15 protein-coding genes are annotated in these 17,973 nt (G+C 72.6%); 9 read left to right on the top strand and 6 right to left on the bottom strand.

Going from position 1 to position 17,973, the window contains the following annotated elements; all coding sequences use genetic code 11:
- The first annotated feature begins 7 nt into the window (after positions 1-7).
- The 6 genes from F9B16_RS13330 to F9B16_RS13305 all read left to right on the top strand — a co-directional run bounded on the left by F9B16_RS13330 (position 8) and on the right by F9B16_RS13305 (position 5,675).
- Positions 8-979 carry an STM4015 family protein gene (locus F9B16_RS13330; protein ID WP_151540352.1) on the top strand — a complete coding sequence of 324 codons (972 nt, stop codon included), beginning with the start codon at positions 8-10 and terminating at the stop codon, positions 977-979.
- Between the two features lie 22 nt (positions 980-1,001).
- Entirely contained in the window at positions 1,002-2,087 is a 1,086-nt protein-coding gene (locus tag F9B16_RS13325) for an STM4014 family protein (protein WP_151540351.1), read from the top strand.
- Positions 2,075-2,875: an STM4013/SEN3800 family hydrolase gene (locus tag F9B16_RS13320; protein ID WP_151540350.1), complete on the top strand. Its 801-nt coding sequence runs from the start codon at positions 2,075-2,077 to the stop codon at positions 2,873-2,875. The genes F9B16_RS13325 and F9B16_RS13320 overlap by 13 nt, the downstream gene beginning before the upstream one ends.
- Entirely contained in the window at positions 2,872-4,164 is a 1,293-nt protein-coding gene (locus F9B16_RS13315) for an STM4012 family radical SAM protein (protein WP_151540349.1), read from the top strand. Before F9B16_RS13320 ends, F9B16_RS13315 begins: the two co-directional genes overlap by 4 nt.
- Entirely contained in the window at positions 4,164-5,018 is an 855-nt protein-coding gene (locus F9B16_RS13310) for an STM4011 family radical SAM protein (protein ID WP_151540348.1), read from the top strand. Before F9B16_RS13315 ends, F9B16_RS13310 begins: the two co-directional genes overlap by 1 nt.
- A gap of 270 nt (positions 5,019-5,288) precedes the next feature.
- Positions 5,289-5,675 (top strand): ATP-binding protein, encoded by a 387-nt coding sequence (locus tag F9B16_RS13305; protein ID WP_192808767.1) that lies wholly within the window; start codon positions 5,289-5,291, stop codon positions 5,673-5,675.
- A 115-nt stretch (positions 5,676-5,790) separates the two neighbouring features.
- Here the strand turns inward: F9B16_RS13305 and F9B16_RS13300 are convergent, their stop codons facing one another.
- The 3 genes from F9B16_RS13300 to F9B16_RS13290 form a co-directional block, all read right to left on the bottom strand.
- The gene (locus F9B16_RS13300; RefSeq protein WP_225991601.1) at positions 5,791-6,942 is read right to left on the bottom strand and encodes a DUF6745 domain-containing protein; all 1,152 of its coding nucleotides are present in this window, start codon (positions 6,940-6,942) and stop codon (positions 5,791-5,793) included.
- A 12-nt stretch (positions 6,943-6,954) separates the two neighbouring features.
- Positions 6,955-7,281, bottom strand: coding sequence for a hypothetical protein (locus F9B16_RS13295; protein WP_151540346.1), 327 nt, complete (start codon positions 7,279-7,281; stop codon positions 6,955-6,957).
- 127 nt (positions 7,282-7,408) lie between these two features.
- The gene (locus F9B16_RS13290; RefSeq protein WP_225991600.1) at positions 7,409-8,803 is read right to left on the bottom strand and encodes a threonine/serine exporter family protein; all 1,395 of its coding nucleotides are present in this window, start codon (positions 8,801-8,803) and stop codon (positions 7,409-7,411) included.
- A 126-nt stretch (positions 8,804-8,929) separates the two neighbouring features.
- On the opposite strand from F9B16_RS13290, the gene F9B16_RS13285 reads away from it, so the two are divergent.
- Entirely contained in the window at positions 8,930-11,023 is a 2,094-nt protein-coding gene (locus F9B16_RS13285) for a RecQ family ATP-dependent DNA helicase (protein ID WP_151540345.1), read from the top strand.
- 62 nt (positions 11,024-11,085) lie between these two features.
- On the opposite strand, the gene F9B16_RS13280 is transcribed toward F9B16_RS13285, so the two are convergent.
- Complete coding sequence (locus tag F9B16_RS13280; RefSeq protein ID WP_151540344.1) at positions 11,086-11,991, bottom strand: NADP-dependent oxidoreductase; 906 nt, start codon at positions 11,989-11,991, stop codon at positions 11,086-11,088.
- 881 nt (positions 11,992-12,872) lie between these two features.
- Positions 12,873-13,064 carry a hypothetical protein gene (locus tag F9B16_RS13275; RefSeq protein ID WP_151540343.1) on the bottom strand — a complete coding sequence of 64 codons (192 nt, stop codon included), beginning with the start codon at positions 13,062-13,064 and terminating at the stop codon, positions 12,873-12,875.
- Between the two features lie 171 nt (positions 13,065-13,235).
- On the opposite strand from F9B16_RS13275, the gene F9B16_RS13270 reads away from it, so the two are divergent.
- Positions 13,236-14,273, top strand: coding sequence for a LysR family transcriptional regulator (locus F9B16_RS13270; protein ID WP_151540342.1), 1,038 nt, complete (start codon positions 13,236-13,238; stop codon positions 14,271-14,273).
- A 24-nt stretch (positions 14,274-14,297) separates the two neighbouring features.
- Here the strand turns inward: F9B16_RS13270 and F9B16_RS13265 are convergent, their stop codons facing one another.
- Positions 14,298-15,221, bottom strand: coding sequence for a carbohydrate kinase family protein (locus F9B16_RS13265; RefSeq protein ID WP_151540341.1), 924 nt, complete (start codon positions 15,219-15,221; stop codon positions 14,298-14,300).
- Between the two features lie 165 nt (positions 15,222-15,386).
- Between F9B16_RS13265 and F9B16_RS13260 the strand changes: the two genes are divergently transcribed.
- Positions 15,387-17,840, top strand: coding sequence for a bifunctional acetate--CoA ligase family protein/GNAT family N-acetyltransferase (locus F9B16_RS13260; RefSeq protein ID WP_151540340.1), 2,454 nt, complete (start codon positions 15,387-15,389; stop codon positions 17,838-17,840).
- Positions 17,841-17,973 lie beyond the last annotated feature (133 nt).

Here is a 17,973-nt window from a genome sequence, read left to right as displayed (position 1 = left end):
GGGACTCATGGGCGTTTATCAGCATCTAGAGGAGTACGCCGGCCTGCCGGTCGCCACCTTCGACTGCGAGAGGGGGGTGGCGGACGAGGACGACGACGGTGCGGCCGGCGGGGAGGAGACCGGCGAGGATCTCCCGCCCGCCGGCGAGGCCGCCTGGTACGTCGGGACGATGTTCGACGAGGAGCCCTTCGCCGACACGTTCGCGCGGTTCCGGGAGACCGTCGACACCGCCGAGGTGACGGCGCTGATAGTCGGCTACTGGGGCGCGTCCTACGACGAGAACCACGCCGACCCGGTGGCGCTGCTGACCGAGCACGCCGCGGCCTTCCCGAAGCTGAGGGCGCTCTTCCTCGGCGACATCACCGGGGAGGAGTCGGAGATCTCCTGGATCGAGCACGGGGACGTCTCGCCGCTGTTCACCGCGTTCCCGGAGCTGGAGCGCTTCGAGATCCGCGGCGCGGAGGGCCTCGTGCTGTCCCCGATCAAGAGCGCGCACCTGCGGGTGCTGCGGTTCGAGTCGGGCGGCCTCCCGGGGCACGTGGTCCGGGCCGTGGGGGCGAGCGAGCTGCCGAACCTGGAGCACCTCGACCTGTGGCTGGGGGAGGACAACTACGGCGGCGACGCCACCGTCGCGGACCTGGCTCCGCTGCTGTCCGGCGAGCGGCTGCCCGCGCTGCGCCACCTCGGCCTGGAGGACAGCCAGATCCAGGACGAGATCGCGGCGGCCGTCGCGGGCGCGCCCATCGTGGCGCGGCTGGAGTCCTTGAGCCTGGCGATGGGCATCCTCACCGACCAAGGCGCGGAGGCGCTGCTGTCGGGGCAGCCCCTCACCCACCTGCGCAAGCTGGATCTGCATCACCATTTCCTGTCCGACGCCATGGTGGAACGGGTGAAGGCCGCGTTCCCCGGGGTCGAGGTCGACCTGAGCGACCAGGAGAAGCCGGACGGGGACTGGCACTACATCGCGGTGTCGGAGTGAGCGTTCGCAACGCGGTGGGCCGATGAGGTTCGTCGTGGTCGGGGCGCCGGGCGACCGGCGTCCCGCGCTGTTCGCGCAAGCGTGCCGGTCCCTCGGACTGCCCGAGCCGCGCCTCATCCCCTGGACGGACGTTCTCCGTGGCACTGATGTCGTGCTCGCCCCGGACGATGTGCTCCGCATCGACTCCCCAGGGGAGGACCCGGCGGCGGACGCGCTCTTGCGCGGTCCCGGGGATCCGTCCCGTGTGGGCGGGGGCGCGCGCTGGTATTCGACGTTCGTTGCCGCACTTGGCCGGATCCAGGACGCCGCCGCGCGCGCGGGCGCTCGTCTCCTCGGCGACGTCGAGGAGATCGCGGTCATGTTCGACAAGCGGCGGTCGCACGCGAGGCTGGCAGCGGACGGTGTACCGGTTCCGCAGGCGCTCCCACCAGCGCGCTCCTATGAGGAGTTGCGCGCGCTTATGGACGAGCTGGGGGAGCGGAGGGTCTTCGTCAAGCCTGCGCACGGCTCGTCGGCGTCCGGTGTGGTCGCCCTACAGACGGCACCGGGCGGCCGTGTAAGGGCAGTCACCTCGACGGCCATGAACGGAACGGGTCTGTTCAACTCGTTGCGTGTCCGCACTTACGAGATGGAGAGGGAGGTCGCGGCGCTCGTCGACGCGCTCGCACCTGACGGCCTGCATGTCGAGCGGTGGCTGCCCAAGGCGTCGCTCGGCGGGCGCGTGTTCGACTTGAGGGTCGTCGTCATAGGCGGGACGCCTACGCACGTTGTCGTGCGGACCAGCCGCAGCCCCATGACCAACCTGCATCTCGGTGGTGTGAGAGGTGATGTGGCGGCGGTGCGGCGCGTGCTTGGGCGAGACGGATGGCACCGGGCGCTCGACGTGTGCGCGCGGGCAGCCGACTGTTTCCCGCGAAGCCCGATGGTGGGAGTGGACCTGCTCGTGCTCCAGGGCATGAGGCGGTTCGCCGTGTGCGAGGTCAACGCGTTCGGCGACCTGCTCCCTGGGCTCACGGGCCTGGCCGGAGGCCCGGCCGAGGGGCTGGACACCTACACTGCCCAGGTCAGAGCCGCTTTGCCGGAGATCGCCCCCGCATGTACGACATGAACGAGGTCATCGGCAGCCACGACGTGCTGCTGGTGACGCTCGACACGCTGCGCTACGACGTGGCCGCCGAACTGGCGGCCACCGGTGAGACGCCCACCCTGGCCTCGTTGCTTCCCGGTGGCCGCTGGGAGCGCCGCCACACGCCAGGCAGCTTCACCTACGCCGCCCATGCCGCGATGCTTGCCGGCTTCCTGCCCACGCCCGCGTCCCCTGGCCCGCACCCGCGTCCGTTCGCGGGGGCGTTCCCGGGCAGCGAAACGACCGGCGCCGGAACATGGACGTTCGACGCCGCCGACCTGCCCACCGGGCTCGCGGCGGCCGGCTACCACACGGTGTGCGTCGGCGGCGTCGGCTTCTTCAACAAGCTCACGCCGCTCGGCTCCGCGCTGCCGTCGCTGTTCGCCGAGAGCCACTGGGAACCCGGGTTCGGAGTGACGGATCCGGCCTCGCTGCCCAACCAGCTCGACCGGATAGCCGAGGTGATGGCCGCGCTGCCGGCAAATCGCCGCCTGTTCCTGCTTCTGAACGTCGCGTCCCTGCATCAACCCAACTGGTTCTACTTGGACGGCGGTACGCGCGCGCACGGGGACACTCGCGCCAGCCACGCCGCCGCGCTGCGCCATGTCGACGCTCATATAGGGCGCCTGTTCGATCTGATGCGCCGTCCCTGCTTGGTCATCGTCTGCTCCGACCACGGGACGGCGTACGGCGAGGACGGCCATACCGGTCACCGCATCGGCCATGAAGTCGTGTGGACCGTTCCGTACGGGGAGTTCGTTCTGTCGTGACCACCACCGGGCCGTACCAGGCGTACGTCTACGCCTACCCGCACAAGACCGCCTACCGTCCGCTGACGCCACAACCCGCATTGCGGCAGGTATGGGCGGCGGAACCGCTGGACGCGCTCTTCCTCTACATGCACGTGCCGTTCTGCGAGATGCGATGCGGCTTCTGCAACCTCTTCACCCGCACGGGCGCACCCGAAGAGCTGACCGGTGCCTACCTGGGCGCTCTCGACCGCCAAGCGACCGCCGTACTGGAAGCCCTGGGAGACGACGCGTCGTTCGCCACCGCGGCGTTCGGCGGCGGGACCCCCACGTACTTCACTGCGGCGGAACTGGAACGGCTTTGCGCCATCGCCCGCAGGTTTCCCGGATTCGGTGACATTCCGCTCGGCGTGGAGACGTCCCCGGCGACCGCGACCACCGACCGGCTGACCGTGCTCGCCGAACATGGCACCACCCGGGTGTCCATCGGGGTGCAGAGCTTCGTCGACGAGGAGGCCCGCGCCGCCGTGCGCCCGCAGAAGCGCGCGGAAGTGGAGGCGGCCCTCGACCGGATTCGAGCGGTGGGCTTCCCGACGCTCAACATCGACCTCATCTACGGCATCGATGGGCAGACACCCGCCACGTGGCTGCATTCCCTGAACGCCGCACTGGAATGGCGCCCGGAAGAGCTCTACCTCTACCCGCTCTATGTGCGCCCTCTAACCGGTCTGGGGCGCCGCGCGCAGGACTGGGACGACGAGCGCCTCGCCCTCTACCGCCTCGGCCGGGACCATCTTCTGAGTGAAGGCTATGAGCAGGTCTCGATGCGCATGTTCCGGCGCCCTGGCGGTGCGGCCGGTGGCACCGAGTACTGCTGCCAGACCGACGGCATGGTCGGCCTAGGGTGCGGAGCGCGTTCGTACACGGCCGGTCTGCATTACTCGTTCGAGTACGCGGTCGAGCAGCGGCACGTCCGGTCCATCATCGACGGCTACGTGCGCGAGAACGACTTCAGCACCGCGCGGGTCGGATTCGCATTGGATGAGGGAGAGCGGCGCCGCCGCCATCTCCTCCAATCGCTCCTTCAGGCGGACGGGCTCGACCGAGGCTCCTACAAGGCCCGCTTCGGCACCGACCCCTGCGCCGACTTTGCCGCCGAGCTGGCGCCGTTCGACGACCTCGGCTGGCTGGAGACCACGGAGACGACTCTCCGGCTCACACCCGAGGGCCTCGCCCATTCCGACGCCATCGGGCCCCGGCTGTTCTCCCGACACGTGAGGGAACTGATGGCCTCCTACCAGGCGCGCTGATGCAGCACCTCACCATTCTCTATCGAGGGCCGCTCGCCAGCTGCGATTACGACTGTCCCTACTGCCCGTTCGCCAAACGGCGGGACACACCGGAGCAACTGCGCGCGGACCGTGCGGCACTCGAACGCTTCACCGCGTGGGTGGCCGCGCAAGAGCACCGGGTGTCGGTCCTCTTCACGCCGTGGGGCGAAGGGCTCGTACGGTCCTGGTACCGGCGAGCGCTGACGGAACTGAGCCACCTGCCGCACGTCGAGCGCGTCGCGATCCAGACGAACCTCAGCCACCGGGTGTCGTGGACGTCCGAGGCGGACCTGTCCAAGCTCGCCCTCTGGGCCACCTACCACCCGGGACAGGTGCCCTATGACCGCTTCCTTGGGAAGTGCCGCGAGCTGACCGAACGCGGCGTCCGCCACAGCGTCGGGATCGTTGGCGAACCCGAGCACCTGGACGCGGCGCGCCGCCTCCGCGCCGAACTGCCGGACGGCACCTACCTGTGGGTCAACGCCGCCGAAGGGCGCGCCTACAGCGACGAGGAGGCCGACGCCTGGACGGCGCTCGACCCGCTGTTCCCGCTCAGCCGGCACCCCCATGCCAGCCGGGGGCTCGCCTGCCGCACGGGCGAGACCGTCGTATCGGTCGACGGAGAGGGAACGGTGCGCCGCTGCCACTTCGTCCCGGCCGTCCTCGGCAACCTCTACGACGGTTCATTCCGCGACGCCCTCGCCCCGCGCCCTTGCCCGTTGGACAGGTGCGACTGTCACATCGGTTATGTCCACCTTGAGCCGCTGGGCCTCTACGACACCTTCGCCGGGGGTGTCCTGGAACGCATCCCCGCCTTGCTCAGCGGAATGTAACCGGAAGGTGACCCACCTCTGCGACCTGCGCGGCGGCCGGACGGCGGCGGGCGGGGCGGGCGTCCGCGAGCGTCTTGCAATTCTCCGTCCGTGCCGCCACGCTGTGGATGGTCCCGCATGGTCACGACACGGAGTTGAATGACTGCGAACAGTGAACGAATCAGGCGGTGGTCGAGCCGCGCGGACGGTCATGACATAGGGAGCGGATCCCGTGCACGACCGCCCTGGAGGGCGCATGCTGGCGATAGCAGGCGACCGTTAGGTGATGCCGTGGACTATCTCGAACGCCCCCACTTCGTCCTCGCACTGAGGCCGGCGGACACGTCGGTGCGCGCGGCGCGCGACATAGTCCGCGCCGCGCTGGAGGGCTGGGACCGCCCGGACACCACGGGCGATGTCGAACTCATCACCAGCGAACTCGTCACCAACGCGCTCCGTCACGCCAACACCGCCACCCTCGTGCTGTACCTGCCCGACGACAAGACGGCCATGGTGGAGGTGTGGGACGACAACCCCGAGGGGCCCGTCGAGCCACCGCACGACATGCAGGCCGAAAGCGGGCGCGGGCTCTTCCTCGTCGGCGCCCTGTCCCGCTCGTGGGGCTGGCGGCCCGCCGGCGAGGGGAAGGTGACCTGGGCGCAGGCCGCGACCCCGTGAGCGCTGGGCGGGAGCGGGCGGGCGCCCCTTGGTAATTGGGGAAGTGCTACCAAGGGGCTCCCGCCACGAGGACGGACGGTACGGGCGCGCGCGCAGGAGGCCGCCGTCCGGAGGCTCAGGTCTGCTTCTGCGGTCGGTAGTCGGCCTCGTCGACGCCGAACGTCCACGCGACGCCCGCGCGCGCGGTGCGTGTGGACGGCGGGACCCGCAGGTAGTAGGTGCGGTGCGTGCCGTCCGGTTCGGGCGTGGAGTTGACCACCTCGACCATGACGACGGGCTCGTCCCCGGGCAGGTCGATGGACCACAGCACGCCGGTCTCGTCCTGGTGCAGGGGGCGCGCGCCCGTCTCCGCCAGGTAGCGGTCGTAGCCGAAGATCTCCAGCATCACCCGGCGCAGCTCCGCGTTCTCCTCGGCGGAGATGCGGTCGGCCGTGAGGCCGGTGAGCGAGGCCACGAAATCGGGCGGGATCGGCATGCCCCGCCAGGCGTGCAGCGAGAACCCGTCGGGGTAGGCGAGGGCCGGGCCGTCTCCGCGATGCAGTCGCCCCGGTTCGTCGCGGTGCAGTTCGCAGGGACGCTCCGACATGATGACCAGCCGCTCGTAGGGCCACCACCAGCCGGACGAACGGGCCACCTCGGCGAGGCCGGCCAAAGGCCCATCGAGCCGGCCCACCGACTCGAACAGCGCCAGCCACGGCGCGTCGTGCTGCCCCAGGACGGCGTCGAGCGTCGCGGCGCGCAGGATCCCCTCGGCGGCGTTCTCCTCCGGCGTCGGCAGCGGGTTCCCCGCCCTGGCAGACCGGCCCTGCGCCTGCTCGCCGATAGCGCTGCGCACGCGGGTGACCAGTGACTGGACCTGGTTCCACAGGAGGCCGCCGGTCTCGCCCCACGTCCGCGGCCACTGCTCCGGCCCCTGTTCGGAGCAGGCCGCGGTGCGTTCGGTCTCCCACGGGCGGGTCCGCACGTCCGCCAGGACGCTCGCCCCCGCCGGGCCTTCGCCGAGGTCCGCGTGGGCCTGCGCGAGCAGGTCGTCCAGGCCCGCCTTCCGCAACGCCGCTTCATGCCCGCCCAGCACGGCGGCCGCGACGGCCCCGCGCGCGGGGGAGGGCACCCACACGAACCGCTCGGGCGCGGGCAAGCCGGCGGCCGCGTAAGCGGCGGCCACACCCGCCTCGGCGCGCGCACGGTCCGCCGGGTCGGTGCGGAAAGCGTCGGCCTGCCAGTCGCCGACCACGTAGTGGGTCTCGCGCCGCATCTCGGTGACCATCTGCGTAGCCCCTCAGTCCGCCACGACCCGGACGGCGCCCGGCACGTACTCGCGCTGCCGGATCACCCTGTACCAACCCTTCGGCAGCGTTATCGCCGCGTGCTCCTCGTGTACGAGGCGGCCACCGGACGGCAGGTGCAGGTGGTCGGGCGCCAGCGGGTCGGGGACCCGCAGCAGCGAACCCGGCGCCGTGAGCGCGTGCGCGTGGCCGGTGGCCTCGCCCAGCGCCAGCACCATGCGCCCCCGGCCGTCCCTCGGGGACGGCGGCAGGTCCCGCACGGACTGCGGTACCTCGTCCTCCGGCACGGGCAGGATCAGGATGTCTCCCTGTCGGTACATGCCGCGAAGGTAACGTCCGCCACCGACAGTTTCGGGAGGCGTGCAACGCCGGGCGGTCGGAAGCGCCACGCCTCGGGCGGTCGGAAGCCCCGCGTCGAGCGGTTGGAAGCGCCCCCGCGTCGGGCGGTCAGAAGCCGCGCGTCCGGCGCGCCGCCGGACGCGCCCAGCGGCCCCCCGCGGTGAGCCCGACGCGCTGGAACGCGCGCACGAGCTCGCCACCGAGGTTGACGCCGGCGCCCAGCGCCAGGGCCACCGACAGGGCGCCGATGAGGCTCAGCACACCCGACTGCGGGGATCCCGTGTTCAGCTCCACCATGCCGCGGTAGAGCGCCGTCCCCGGCAGCAGGGGGCCGATGGCCGGCACCACGTACGGCATCACGGGCGCCCCGTGCCGGCGGGCCAGCCAGTTCGCCAGCACACCGACGACGATCGCCGCCATCGCCGAGGCCAGCACGGGCGGAACGTTCCATCCCCGGAGCAGCACGTAGATCGTCCAGATCAGCGCGCCGCCGAGGGCGGACGCCAGGAGCACGTCCCGCGGCGCCGCCAGCGACACCGCGAACGTCACCGACACGGCGGCAGCGGCCATCAGCTGTACGGGCTTCAGCGTCACCGGGGCCGTGGGCAGGTGGCTCACGTCGATCGGCACGTTCAGGTTCACCGCTATGTACACCACCGCGCCGAGGCCCGCGACGATGGCCGCGATCATGAAGAAGACCTCGAGCCCGCGCGCGGCCGCGCTGACGAGGTCGCCGGTGATGCCGTCCTGGATGCTGGCCACCAGGGGCCGTCCCGGTAGCAGCGCAAGGATCGCGCCGGTGACGATGGTCGAGGCGTGCTGCGGGTTGCCCGCCGCGACCACGATGGCGGCGCCCGCGGCGCCGATGGCGGCGGCCACCGTCAGCTGGAAGAACTCCGCGATGCCGCGCCGGGCGAGGGCGGCGGCGGTCCGGTCGCCCAGCAGGGTGGCGACGAACGCCGTCCCCGCGACCAGCGGACCACCGCCCGACAGCACACTGGCCGAGGCGGCGATCAGCCCCAGCGACGCGACGATGAGCCACGGCGGGTACGGGCCGCGCCCCCGCTTCATCTCCGCGAGCTGCTTGTGGGCCTCGTCCAGCTCCAGCATTCCGATGGACGCCTCCTGTACGAGGGCGTGCAGTCCGGTGAGGCGCCAGTAGGCGGGCGTACGGCGGCGGATGGCCCGCGACCCGGTCACCGGTGGCGCGCCCTTACCGGGGTGGGCGGACACCAGGATGCTGGTGAGCGTCACCTGCACCTCGCAGCGCGGAAGCTCATAGGCGACCGCGAGGCCCAGCATCGCCTCGTTCACGCGCTCGGTGGTCTCGCCGCTGGCCAGAAGGAGCTCGCCTACGCGCAGGACGAGGTCCACCGCACGCGGATCGACGACCTCGCTCGGCTCGTCCTCGGGGGGCTCCGGCGGAGATCCGTCCCACAGGACATGCCACGTCCGCCGCAAGCGTTCCGCCGCGCCCATCCCCCGCCGCTGTCCTTCCGCCATGAAACCGATCTTCCACGCAGGCTACCCATGGCGGCACTGAGCGTCACCGGTGGGTCGGCCCGGCGGGTTATCCACAGAACGTCGTTCTGGTGCGACCGCTCGGCCGCCGCTGGTACCAAAGGGGGCATGAGCACTCCCGACGGACTCCGCGACGATGCCGAGCGGTGCCTGCGCGCCCTCGCCGGAGAGCACGCCCGGCTCCGCGACGACCAGTGGACGGCCATCCGCGCCCTCGTCGTCGAACGGCGCCGCGCCCTCGTCGTGCAGCGCACCGGGTGGGGCAAGTCCGCCGTCTACTTCGTGGCGACGCGGCTGCTGCGCGAGCGCGGCGCCGGCCCCACCGTGATCGTCTCACCGCTGCTGGCGCTGATGCGCAACCAGATCGAGGCCGCCGACCGGGCCGGCATCCACGCCCGCACGATCAACTCCGCCAACACCGAGGACTGGCAGCGGATCTTCGCCGAGGTCGAGGCCGGCGAGGTCGACGTCCTGCTGGTCAGCCCCGAACGGCTCAACAACCCCGACTTCCGCGACCTGGTCCTGCCGCGGCTGGCCGCCGGCGCCGGCCTCGTCGTCGTCGACGAGGCGCACTGCATCTCCGACTGGGGGCACGACTTCCGCCCCGACTACCGCCGCCTCCGCACCCTGCTCGCCGAGCTCCCGCCCGGCATACCCGTCCTCGCCACCACCGCCACCGCCAACGCCCGCGTCACCCAGGACGTCGCCGAGCAGCTCGCCGGCGACGACGCCCTTGTCCTGCGGGGGCCGCTCGAACGCGACTCGCTCCGCCTCGCCGTCGTCGCCGTGCCCACCGCCGAGCAGCGCATCGCCTGGCTCGGCGAGCACCTCGCGTCGCTGCCGGGCTCGGGCATCATCTACACCCTCACCGTCGCCGCCGCCCACGAGATCACCGGCTACCTCCGCGACCGCGGCCACGAGGTCGCCGTCTACACCGGCCAGACCGAGCCCGCCGAGCGGCTCCAGGCCGAGCAGGACCTCCAGGCCAACCGGCTGAAGGCCCTCGTCGCCACCAGCGCCCTCGGGATGGGCTTCGACAAACCCGACCTCGGCTTCATCGTCCACGTCGGCGCGCCGCAGTCCCCGGTCGCCTACTACCAGCAGATCGGGCGCGCCGGGCGCGGCGTCGACCGCGCCGAGGTGATCCTGCTCCCCGGCCGCGAGGACCGCGAGATCTGGGCCTACTTCGCCGGCCTCGCGTTCCCGCCGGAGCCTGTGGTCCGGTCCACCCTGGAGGTCCTGGACGCGGCCGACCGCCCCCTGTCGACCGGCGCGCTGGAACCCCAGGTCGACCTCAGCCGCAACCGCCTGGAGATGATGCTGAAGGTCCTCGACGTCGACGGCGCGGTCCGCCGCGTCAAGGGCGGCTGGACGTCCACGGGCCTCCCGTGGGCCTACGACCGCGAGCGCTACGAGCGCGTCACGGCCGAGCGCCGCCGCGAGCAGCAGGCCATGCTCGACTACATCGTGACGGCGGACTGCCGCGAGGAGTTCCTCCGCAGGCAGCTGGACGATCCCGCCGCGGCGCCCTGCGGACGCTGCGACAACTGCACCGGCGAGCACTGGCCCGCCGACGTCACCGCCGAGGGCGCCACCCAGGCCCGCGACCGCCTGCACCGGCCCGGCGTCGACGTCGCCCCGCGCCGCATGTGGCCCACCGGCGTCAAGGACGACCTCGGCGTCTCCGGCCGCATCAAACCCGACCTGCAGGCCGAGACGGGACGCGCCCTCGGCCGCCTCACCGACATCGGCTGGGGCAACCGGCTCCGCGAACTGTTCGCCGGCGGCGACACCGACGTCCCCGCCGACATGGTCGACGCGGTCGTCAAGGTCCTCGCCGCCTGGGACTGGCCCGCCCGCCCCGCCGGCGTCGTCACGATCGGTTCGCGTTCCCGGCCCCGCCTCGTCACCACCTTCGGCCACCGCATCGCCGAGATCGGCCGCCTGCCCTACCTCGGCGAACTCGTCCCCGTCGGCGAGCCCGTCCCGCGCCGGCACAACAGCGCGCAGCGCCTCCGCTCGGTCTGGACCTCGCTGACGCTGCCCGACCCCGTCGCCATCGCCGCGAAGGAGGCGGCCGGGCCCCTTCTCCTGATCGACGACCGAATCGAGACCGGATGGACCATGACCGTCGCCGCCCGCCTGCTGAAAGAGGCGGGCGCCCAGGCGATCCTCCCGCTCACGCTGGCCACCCCCAACTGACCCGGTCGCCCCGCGGCGGACCAGGGCCCGTGCCCGCCGAAGGGCCCACGTCGAGAGGCGCGTCAGGGAAGCAGGACGATCTTCCCCGCGCCGCCCTTCTCCACCTGCTCGTGCGCCTGCACGGCCTGATCGAGCGCCATGCCGTGCGCGGCGGGCGGAGTGATCCGCCCCTGCGCCGCCGCCTCCAGCAGCGTGCGCAGCACCTCCGCCGTCTGGTCCTCCGGGCCGCCCGACAGGAACGGGACGCCGAGGTCGAAGGCGGCGGGGTCGGCGATCGTCACGACGCGGTCCACGCCGCCACGCAGCGCGATCGCGTCCGGAAGGGCCCCGTGCCCGGCCGCGTCCAAGACTCCGTCCACTCCCTGCGGCGCCAGTTCACGGACCCGGTCGGCCAGGCCGGGGCCGTACGCGGTGGCTGCCGCGCCCAACGACCGCACGCGGTCCAGGTTCGCCGGGCCCGCCGTACCGACGACCGTGACGCCGTCGGCCACGGCGATCTGCGTCGCGAGGGCGCCCACGGCGCCGGACGCGCCGTTGATCAGCAATGTCTCTCCCCGGCGCGTCTTGAGCGCGCGCAGCGACCGCAGCGCGGCCTCGCCCGCCACGGGCAGCACCGCGGCCTGCTCCCAGGTCAGCGCGTCCGGTTTCCTCGCGTAGACGGACATCAGCGCGTACTCGGCGTACCCGCCGCCGACGGGCCACCCCGCGACGGGGTCGCCCACCGCCACGTCCGCGACCCCGTCTCCCACGGCGTCCACGACCCCGGAGACCTCCGAGCCCAGGGAGCGGGGCGCCGCCAGCGGCTTGCCGCCCGACATGGACCCCGAGCGGACCTTGACGTCGATCGGGTTCACCCCGGCGGCCCGGACGGCCACCCGCACCTGCCCGGGCCCGGGCTCCGGCAGGCCGGTCTCCACGACCTTCAAGACGGACGGGACGCCGTACTCGGCGAATATGACAGCACGCATCGCGGCTCTCTCCTTCGGTCCTATGGGCGCGCCCGCCTCGGGCGCTCACCGCCGGCGTACATGGCAAGCCGGACGACACGTGTCCTGTTCCCCAGCAACCCCGAACATCCCACGCCCCTCCCGCCACCCAGCCCCCGCCCCGCTCGCCGCGCCCCGCTCGCCGCCCCGCTCGCCGCGCTGCTTGCCGTGCCGCTTGCCGTGCCGCTTGCCGCGTGCCGCTTGCCGTGCCGCGCCGCATGCGGGCCGACTCCCGTTCATGCTCCACCGGCGCCCCGATCGTGCGCCGATCGCGCCACTTGCTGCTCGCCGTGCCGTGCCTGCGCCGATGTGCTGCTCGCCATGCCGCGCCGTGCTCGCTTGCCGTGCTGCGCCCCGTTCGCGGTGCGCATGCGTGCCCGGTCGTGCGCCGATCGCGTCACGTGCTGCTCGCCGCGTCGGGTCTTGCTTACTTGCCGTGTCGGGGCGGCTTGCCGTGCCGCGTCCGCGCTCCCGTTCCGCGCGTCGATCACGCCATGTGCTGCTCGCTGTGCCGCCCGGCGCACCACGGCCGCGCCGACGAGCATGTACGCGGCACCCTGCGCCGTCCCCGGCCGGGGAACCTCGCCGCCCTCACCTACGCCGCCGCCGACCGGCCATGTTCACCACCTGCGGTGCTGTCGGCGGCCGGGCTATGCGGTGGGTTCAGGGGGTGGCTCTCGGGCGGCCGGGCCTGTGGGGGGCGGGAGCGGCCCGGCCGTGACCGCGAGCGCCGCCCGCGCGCCCCTGTAGGCGCGGGCGGAGCGGTGGACCGGCCCGTGCGCGCGGCCCCGCGCACGGACCGGTGACCGGTCCGGGCGCCGCGGCGGAGAAGAGCCGCGGCGAACCGGGGTCAAGGACGGCCTCTAAGGGAGAACCCCCAGGCCCTCGGGGTCGCCCGAGGGGCGAGGCTGGTGCCGCCCGGCCTGTACGGCCGAGTAGACGAGCAGGTCGCCCGGCTGCGCCGGGACCGCCGACGGCAGCACCGGCATGGCGATCTTCTCCGGCGGCCCGCCGCGGGTCGGCGGGACGGGGTGCGCGGGGGCGGTCGGCGTCACGGATCTGCTTCCTCGGGTACGGGTGGCGACGGGAAGAAAGTGTTCTAGAGGTCAGAAAACCCTGTCCAGCTGTTTGAGGGAACATCTTGAGATAAGTTGAGCGGGAAATGTCATCATTTCCCGCTCAAATGAACGGACGGCCATTTCAGCGGGACGAAGGAGCAGGTAGTAATGTCCCTCCCCGTGTCATCGACCCTCGACGCGCTGCTCGACTGCCCTCCCGGCCTGCTGGACACCACGTTCGACCAGCTCCGCACGCTGCTGGTGGTGCACGAGACGGGGTCCGCTCTGCGCGCCGCGCGGGCGCTCGGGCGGGAGCAGTCCAGCGTCCAGAAGCAGCTCGACACCCTCAACCGCAACAGCCAGGCGCTGTGCGGGGAGGTGCTGACCGTCCGGCAGGGACGCGGGAAGGACTTCCTGTTCACCCCGACGGGCGAGACGACGGTGGAGCTGGCGCGGACCACCATCGAGAACTGGCTGGAGTCGATCCACTGGAGCCGCCGCCGGCTCGGCCGGATGCTGACGGTCGGCACCACCGAGTTCACGCTGCCGATCGTGTCGCGCGCCTGGGCGCGGGTGTCGGAGGAGTTCCGCCAGCGGGAGGTCGAGTTCAAGGTCGCGCACGTCCGCACGAAGGACCTGTGGTCCCGGCTGGAGACCAAGCAGGTCGACCTGGTGTGCGGCAGCATCGTCAGCACGCCGGAGGGCGACCAGCGGCTGAAGGAGTACGAGGTCATCGAGTACGCGCGCGGGCAGGCGCTGCTGCTGACCAACCTGCCGGAGAGCGAGCTGCCCGACGGGCCGGTCCGCACCAGCCGGCTCGGCGGCGTCCCGCTGGTGCTGCCGCCCGCCGGCCTGGTCGCCGACCTGCTGGCCACCTGGTACGGCCCCGCGTTCCGGGACCGGCTGAACGTCGTCGCCGACATCGACGACGTCCACTACGGGCTGTCGCTGCTGCGCTCCGGCTTCGTCCGCGGCTGCATGATCGTCACCGGCTCGATCGGGCGGGGGATGGCGGGACGCGACGATCCGGACGCCGTCCCGCTGCGCGCCATCGGCCTGCACGACGACCTGGAGCCGAAGGCCGAGCTGATGACCGGCGCGTTCGTCCGGCGCGCCGATCTGGAGCGCTACGACGCCGGGCACCCGCTGAACCGTCTCTGGGCCGCCGTCCGCGAGGACGTCCGCACCTACACGCCCCTGGCCTGAACCGGGGGCGCAGAGCCGTCCGCGCTACTTGATCTGGTTGTCGACCACGTCGAGGGACGGGCGGGCGCCGAGGTGCTGGGTGGCCTGGGCGGCGAGGCGGCAGCCGGCGGTGAGCGCGTCGGCGGGCTGCTTGCCGTCCAGCCAGGGCGGCAGGAACCCGGCGATGAACGCGTCGCCGGCACCGGTGCCGTCGACGACCTTCTCGACCGGCTCGGCGGCGACCGTGACGGGCTCGGGCCGGCCGTTGGTGTACCAGAGCGCGCCGTCCTCGCCGACCTTGATGACGACCTGCGGGTACCAGGCCGTGAGCACCTTGGCGGCGGCGGCCGGGTTCTCGCGGCCGGTGAGGATCTCGGCCTCCTTGGCGGTGACCACCAGGAGGCGGGCGCCCTGCGTCCACTCCAGGAACGGCTCGGCGCCCATCCGCTTGAGCGGGGAGGACGAGCCGCCGTCGACCGACACCGACATCTGCGCCTGGCGGGCGAGCTCGAGGGCGTGGATGGCGGCCTTCCGCGAGCCCTCGTTGATCAGCGAGTAGCCGGACATGTGCAGGTGGGTGCCCTGCGAGAACAGGTCCTTGCAGCGCTCGACGTCCTCGGGGAGGAGGGCGGCGTTGGCGCCCGGGTCGGACAGCATGGTGCGGTCGCCCTTGTGGGTGACCATGACCACGCAGGTCCCGGTGGGGCGCTCCTGGTCCATGACGAGGCGGGCGTCGACGCCGTACCCCATCAGCTCCATGTCCCGGTTGCGGCCGGCGATGTCGGAGCCGCGGCGGCCGACGAAGGCGACCTCGATCCCCTCCAGGGCGAGCCAGGACGCGACGTTGGCGCCCGAGCCTCCTCCATGGGTCGTCACGGCGGCGGGCGTGTCGCTGCCCTTCGCCAAAGGGTACGCGGCACGAGCCACGGTGTCTGTCATGAGATCGCCGACCACGACCACGCGCGTCATGGAGTCATCACCTCGATCAACACGGCCCGCGCGAGCGGCATTCAGGGCGTGGAACGACCGTAACAGCTCTCGGCCCCCGATTAGGTCTCGAACGCGCAGCGAAACCCGGGAACCCGGGTTTTTCCTCAGCGTGCCGCCGGCGCCGCGTGCCTTACGCTCGGGTACGTGACCGAGGGTTATCCGGATCAGTGGGAGGCCGACGTCGTCCTGAGTGACGGCGGGACGGCGCATCTGCGGCCCATCCGGAGCGAGGACGCCGATCTCCTGCGGGTCTTCTACGCGCGGCTGTCGCCGGAGTCGATCTACTACCGGTTCTTCTCGCCGCGCCCGTACCTCACGGACCGTGAGGTCGAGCACTTCACGGGAGTGGACTATGACCGGCGTGTCGCGCTGATCGCCACGATCGGCGAGGAGATGGTCGCGGTCGTCCGGTACGACATGCTGAGCGACCGGCCGGAGACGGCGGAGGTCGCGTTCCTGGTGGAGGACGCCCATCAGGGGCGGGGGCTGGGCGCGGTGCTGCTGGAGCACATCGCGGCGGCGGCGCGGGAGCGGGGCGTGCGCCGGTTCGTGGCGAGCGTGCTGCCGGACAACCGGCGGATGACGCGGGTGTTCCGCGAGGCGGGCTACCAGGCGGAGCAGCGGTTCGAGGAGGGCGTGATCGAGCTCGTCCTGGACCTGGAGCCGACGGAGACGTCGGTGGAGGTGATGGCGGCGCGCGAGCACCGGGCGGAGTCGCGGTCGATCCAGCGGCTGCTGTTCCCGTCGTCGGTCGCGGTGGTGGGGGCGAGCCGCGCGGAGCACAGCGTGGGGCAGACCGTCCTGCGGAACCTGCTGAGCGGGGACTTCAGCGGGCCGGTGTACCCGGTGCATCCGACGGCGACGGCGGTGGCGGGGGTGCGGGCCTACGCGTCCGTCCTGGACATTCCCGACGATGTGGACCTGGCGGTGGTCGCGGTCCGCGCGGACGCGGTCCGCGAGGTCGTGGAGCAGTGCGCGGGGAAGGGCGTGCGGGGGCTGGTCGTCGTGTCGTCGGGGTTCGGTGAGACGGGCCCGGAGGGACGCGCGGACCAGGAGGAGCTGGTGCGGCTGGCCCGCGCCTATGGGATGCGGGTGGTCGGCCCTAACTGCCTCGGCATCGCCAACACGGACCCGGACGTGCGGCTGAACGCGACGCTGGCGCCGACCATGCCGGGCCGTGGCCCGGTGGGCTTCTTCTCCCAGTCGGGTGCGCTCGGCATCGCGATCCTGCAGCGGACGGCGGAGCGCGGCCTCGGGCTGTCGACGTTCGTGTCGGCGGGGAACCGGGCGGACGTGTCCGGCAACGACCTGATGCAGTACTGGGAGGAGGACCCGGCGACCAAGGCCGTCCTGCTCTATCTGGAGTCGTTGGGGAATCCGCGCAAGTTCGCGCGGCTGGCGCGCAGGCTGGGCCGCCGCAAGCCGATCGTGGCGGTGAAGAGCGGCCGCAGCACGCAGGGCGTCCCGATCGGGCACGCGGCGCGCGCGCTGACGCTGCCCGACCACGCGGTGAGCGCGCTGTTCCAGCAGGCGGGCCTGATCCGGGTGGAGGACCTGGCGGAGCTGTTCGACGTGGCGCAGCTGCTGGCCTACCAGCCGCTGCCGTCCGGCGACCGGATCGCGATCATCGACAACTCGGACTCGCTGGGGCTGCTGGCGCAGGACGCGGCGGTCGCGCTGGGCCTGGAGGTCCGCCCGCGCGTCGACCTCGGGCCGCGCGCCGACGCCGACGACTACGAGGCGGCGCTGGCGGGCGCGCTGGCCGACGACTCCGTGGACGCGATCGTGGCGCTGTTCACGCCGCCCACGATCGGCGGGTACGACGTGCGCGTCCCGCAGAAGATCCTGCGGCTGGCGGCGGGCGGCAGCAAGCCGATCGTGGCGACGTACCTGGGGTCGGAGGGCATGCCGGCCGACCTGCGGATCACCGGGCCGGACGGGACGGCGGCGGAGGGCTCGGTGCCGTCCTATGCCGCGCCGGAGGACGCCGTCCGGGCCCTGGCCTACGTGATTCAGTACGCGCAATGGCGACGGACCCCCGCAGGCCGCCTGCCGGAGCTGGATGGAACGGACCGCAAGCGCGCGCGGGCCCTGGTCGAGGGATGGCTCGGTTCGGGCGACCCGGTGGAGGCGACGCCGGAGCAGGCCGCCGAGCTGCTCGGCTGCTACGGCATCTCGATCTCCGCGGACGCCGCCGCCGGGGGAGTGCCGACCCGGGTCGTGACCATGGAGGACCCGTCGTTCGGCGCAGTCGTCTCGTTCGGCCTCGCCGACGAGACCGCCGCCCTGCTCGACGACCGCGCCTACCGCCTGGGGCCCCTCACCGACGTGGAGGCCGCGGAGCTGATCCGGGCGATCCGGACGGCGCCGCTGCTGCTCGGCCATCGCGGCGCGCAGCCGGTGGACGTCGCGGCGCTGGAGGAGCTGCTGCTGCGGGTCTCGCGGCTCGGGTACGACCTGCCGGAGGTGGCGCGGCTCGAACTGAACCCGGTCATGGCGGACGTGTCCGGCGTCGCGGTGCGCGACGTCGCTCTCCGCCTGGAACGTCCGCTGGGCCCGCGCACGGAGCTGGGCCCCCGGCGCCTCCGGCAGTTCTAGAGCCGACCCGGACGGCCCGGAGGCTGTAGGGCCGACCGGGAGGTTCTAGGGCCGGCCCGGAGGCGGGGCCGGGCTCGGCGCCGGGGTCGGCGGGACCGGGTCGGGCTCGGGGCCGGGCGGGACCGGGTCGGGG

This window comes from Actinomadura montaniterrae (assembly GCF_008923365.1).
Classification (GTDB): domain Bacteria; phylum Actinomycetota; class Actinomycetes; order Streptosporangiales; family Streptosporangiaceae; genus Spirillospora; species Spirillospora montaniterrae.
The sequence above is the reverse complement of the archived record's forward strand: the minus strand, read 5'-3'. Positions and strand labels throughout refer to the sequence as shown.

Coding starts and splice junctions, on each gene's coding strand:
- F9B16_RS13330 (WP_151540352.1), top strand. CDS start 8: ATGGGCGTTTATCAGCATCTAGAGGAGTACGCCGGCCTGCCGGTCGCC.
- F9B16_RS13325 (WP_151540351.1), top strand. CDS start 1,002: ATGAGGTTCGTCGTGGTCGGGGCGCCGGGCGACCGGCGTCCCGCGCTG.
- F9B16_RS13320 (WP_151540350.1), top strand. CDS start 2,075: ATGTACGACATGAACGAGGTCATCGGCAGCCACGACGTGCTGCTGGTG.
- F9B16_RS13310 (WP_151540348.1), top strand. CDS start 4,164: ATGCAGCACCTCACCATTCTCTATCGAGGGCCGCTCGCCAGCTGCGAT.
- F9B16_RS13300 (WP_225991601.1), bottom strand. CDS start 6,942: ATGGTCACCGAGATGCGGCGCGAGACCCACTACGTGGTCGGCGACTGG.
- F9B16_RS13295 (WP_151540346.1), bottom strand. CDS start 7,281: ATGTACCGACAGGGAGACATCCTGATCCTGCCCGTGCCGGAGGACGAG.
- F9B16_RS13290 (WP_225991600.1), bottom strand. CDS start 8,803: ATGGCGGAAGGACAGCGGCGGGGGATGGGCGCGGCGGAACGCTTGCGG.
- F9B16_RS13285 (WP_151540345.1), top strand. CDS start 8,930: ATGAGCACTCCCGACGGACTCCGCGACGATGCCGAGCGGTGCCTGCGC.
- F9B16_RS13280 (WP_151540344.1), bottom strand. CDS start 11,991: ATGCGTGCTGTCATATTCGCCGAGTACGGCGTCCCGTCCGTCTTGAAG.
- F9B16_RS13270 (WP_151540342.1), top strand. CDS start 13,236: ATGTCCCTCCCCGTGTCATCGACCCTCGACGCGCTGCTCGACTGCCCT.
- F9B16_RS13265 (WP_151540341.1), bottom strand. CDS start 15,221: ATGACGCGCGTGGTCGTGGTCGGCGATCTCATGACAGACACCGTGGCT.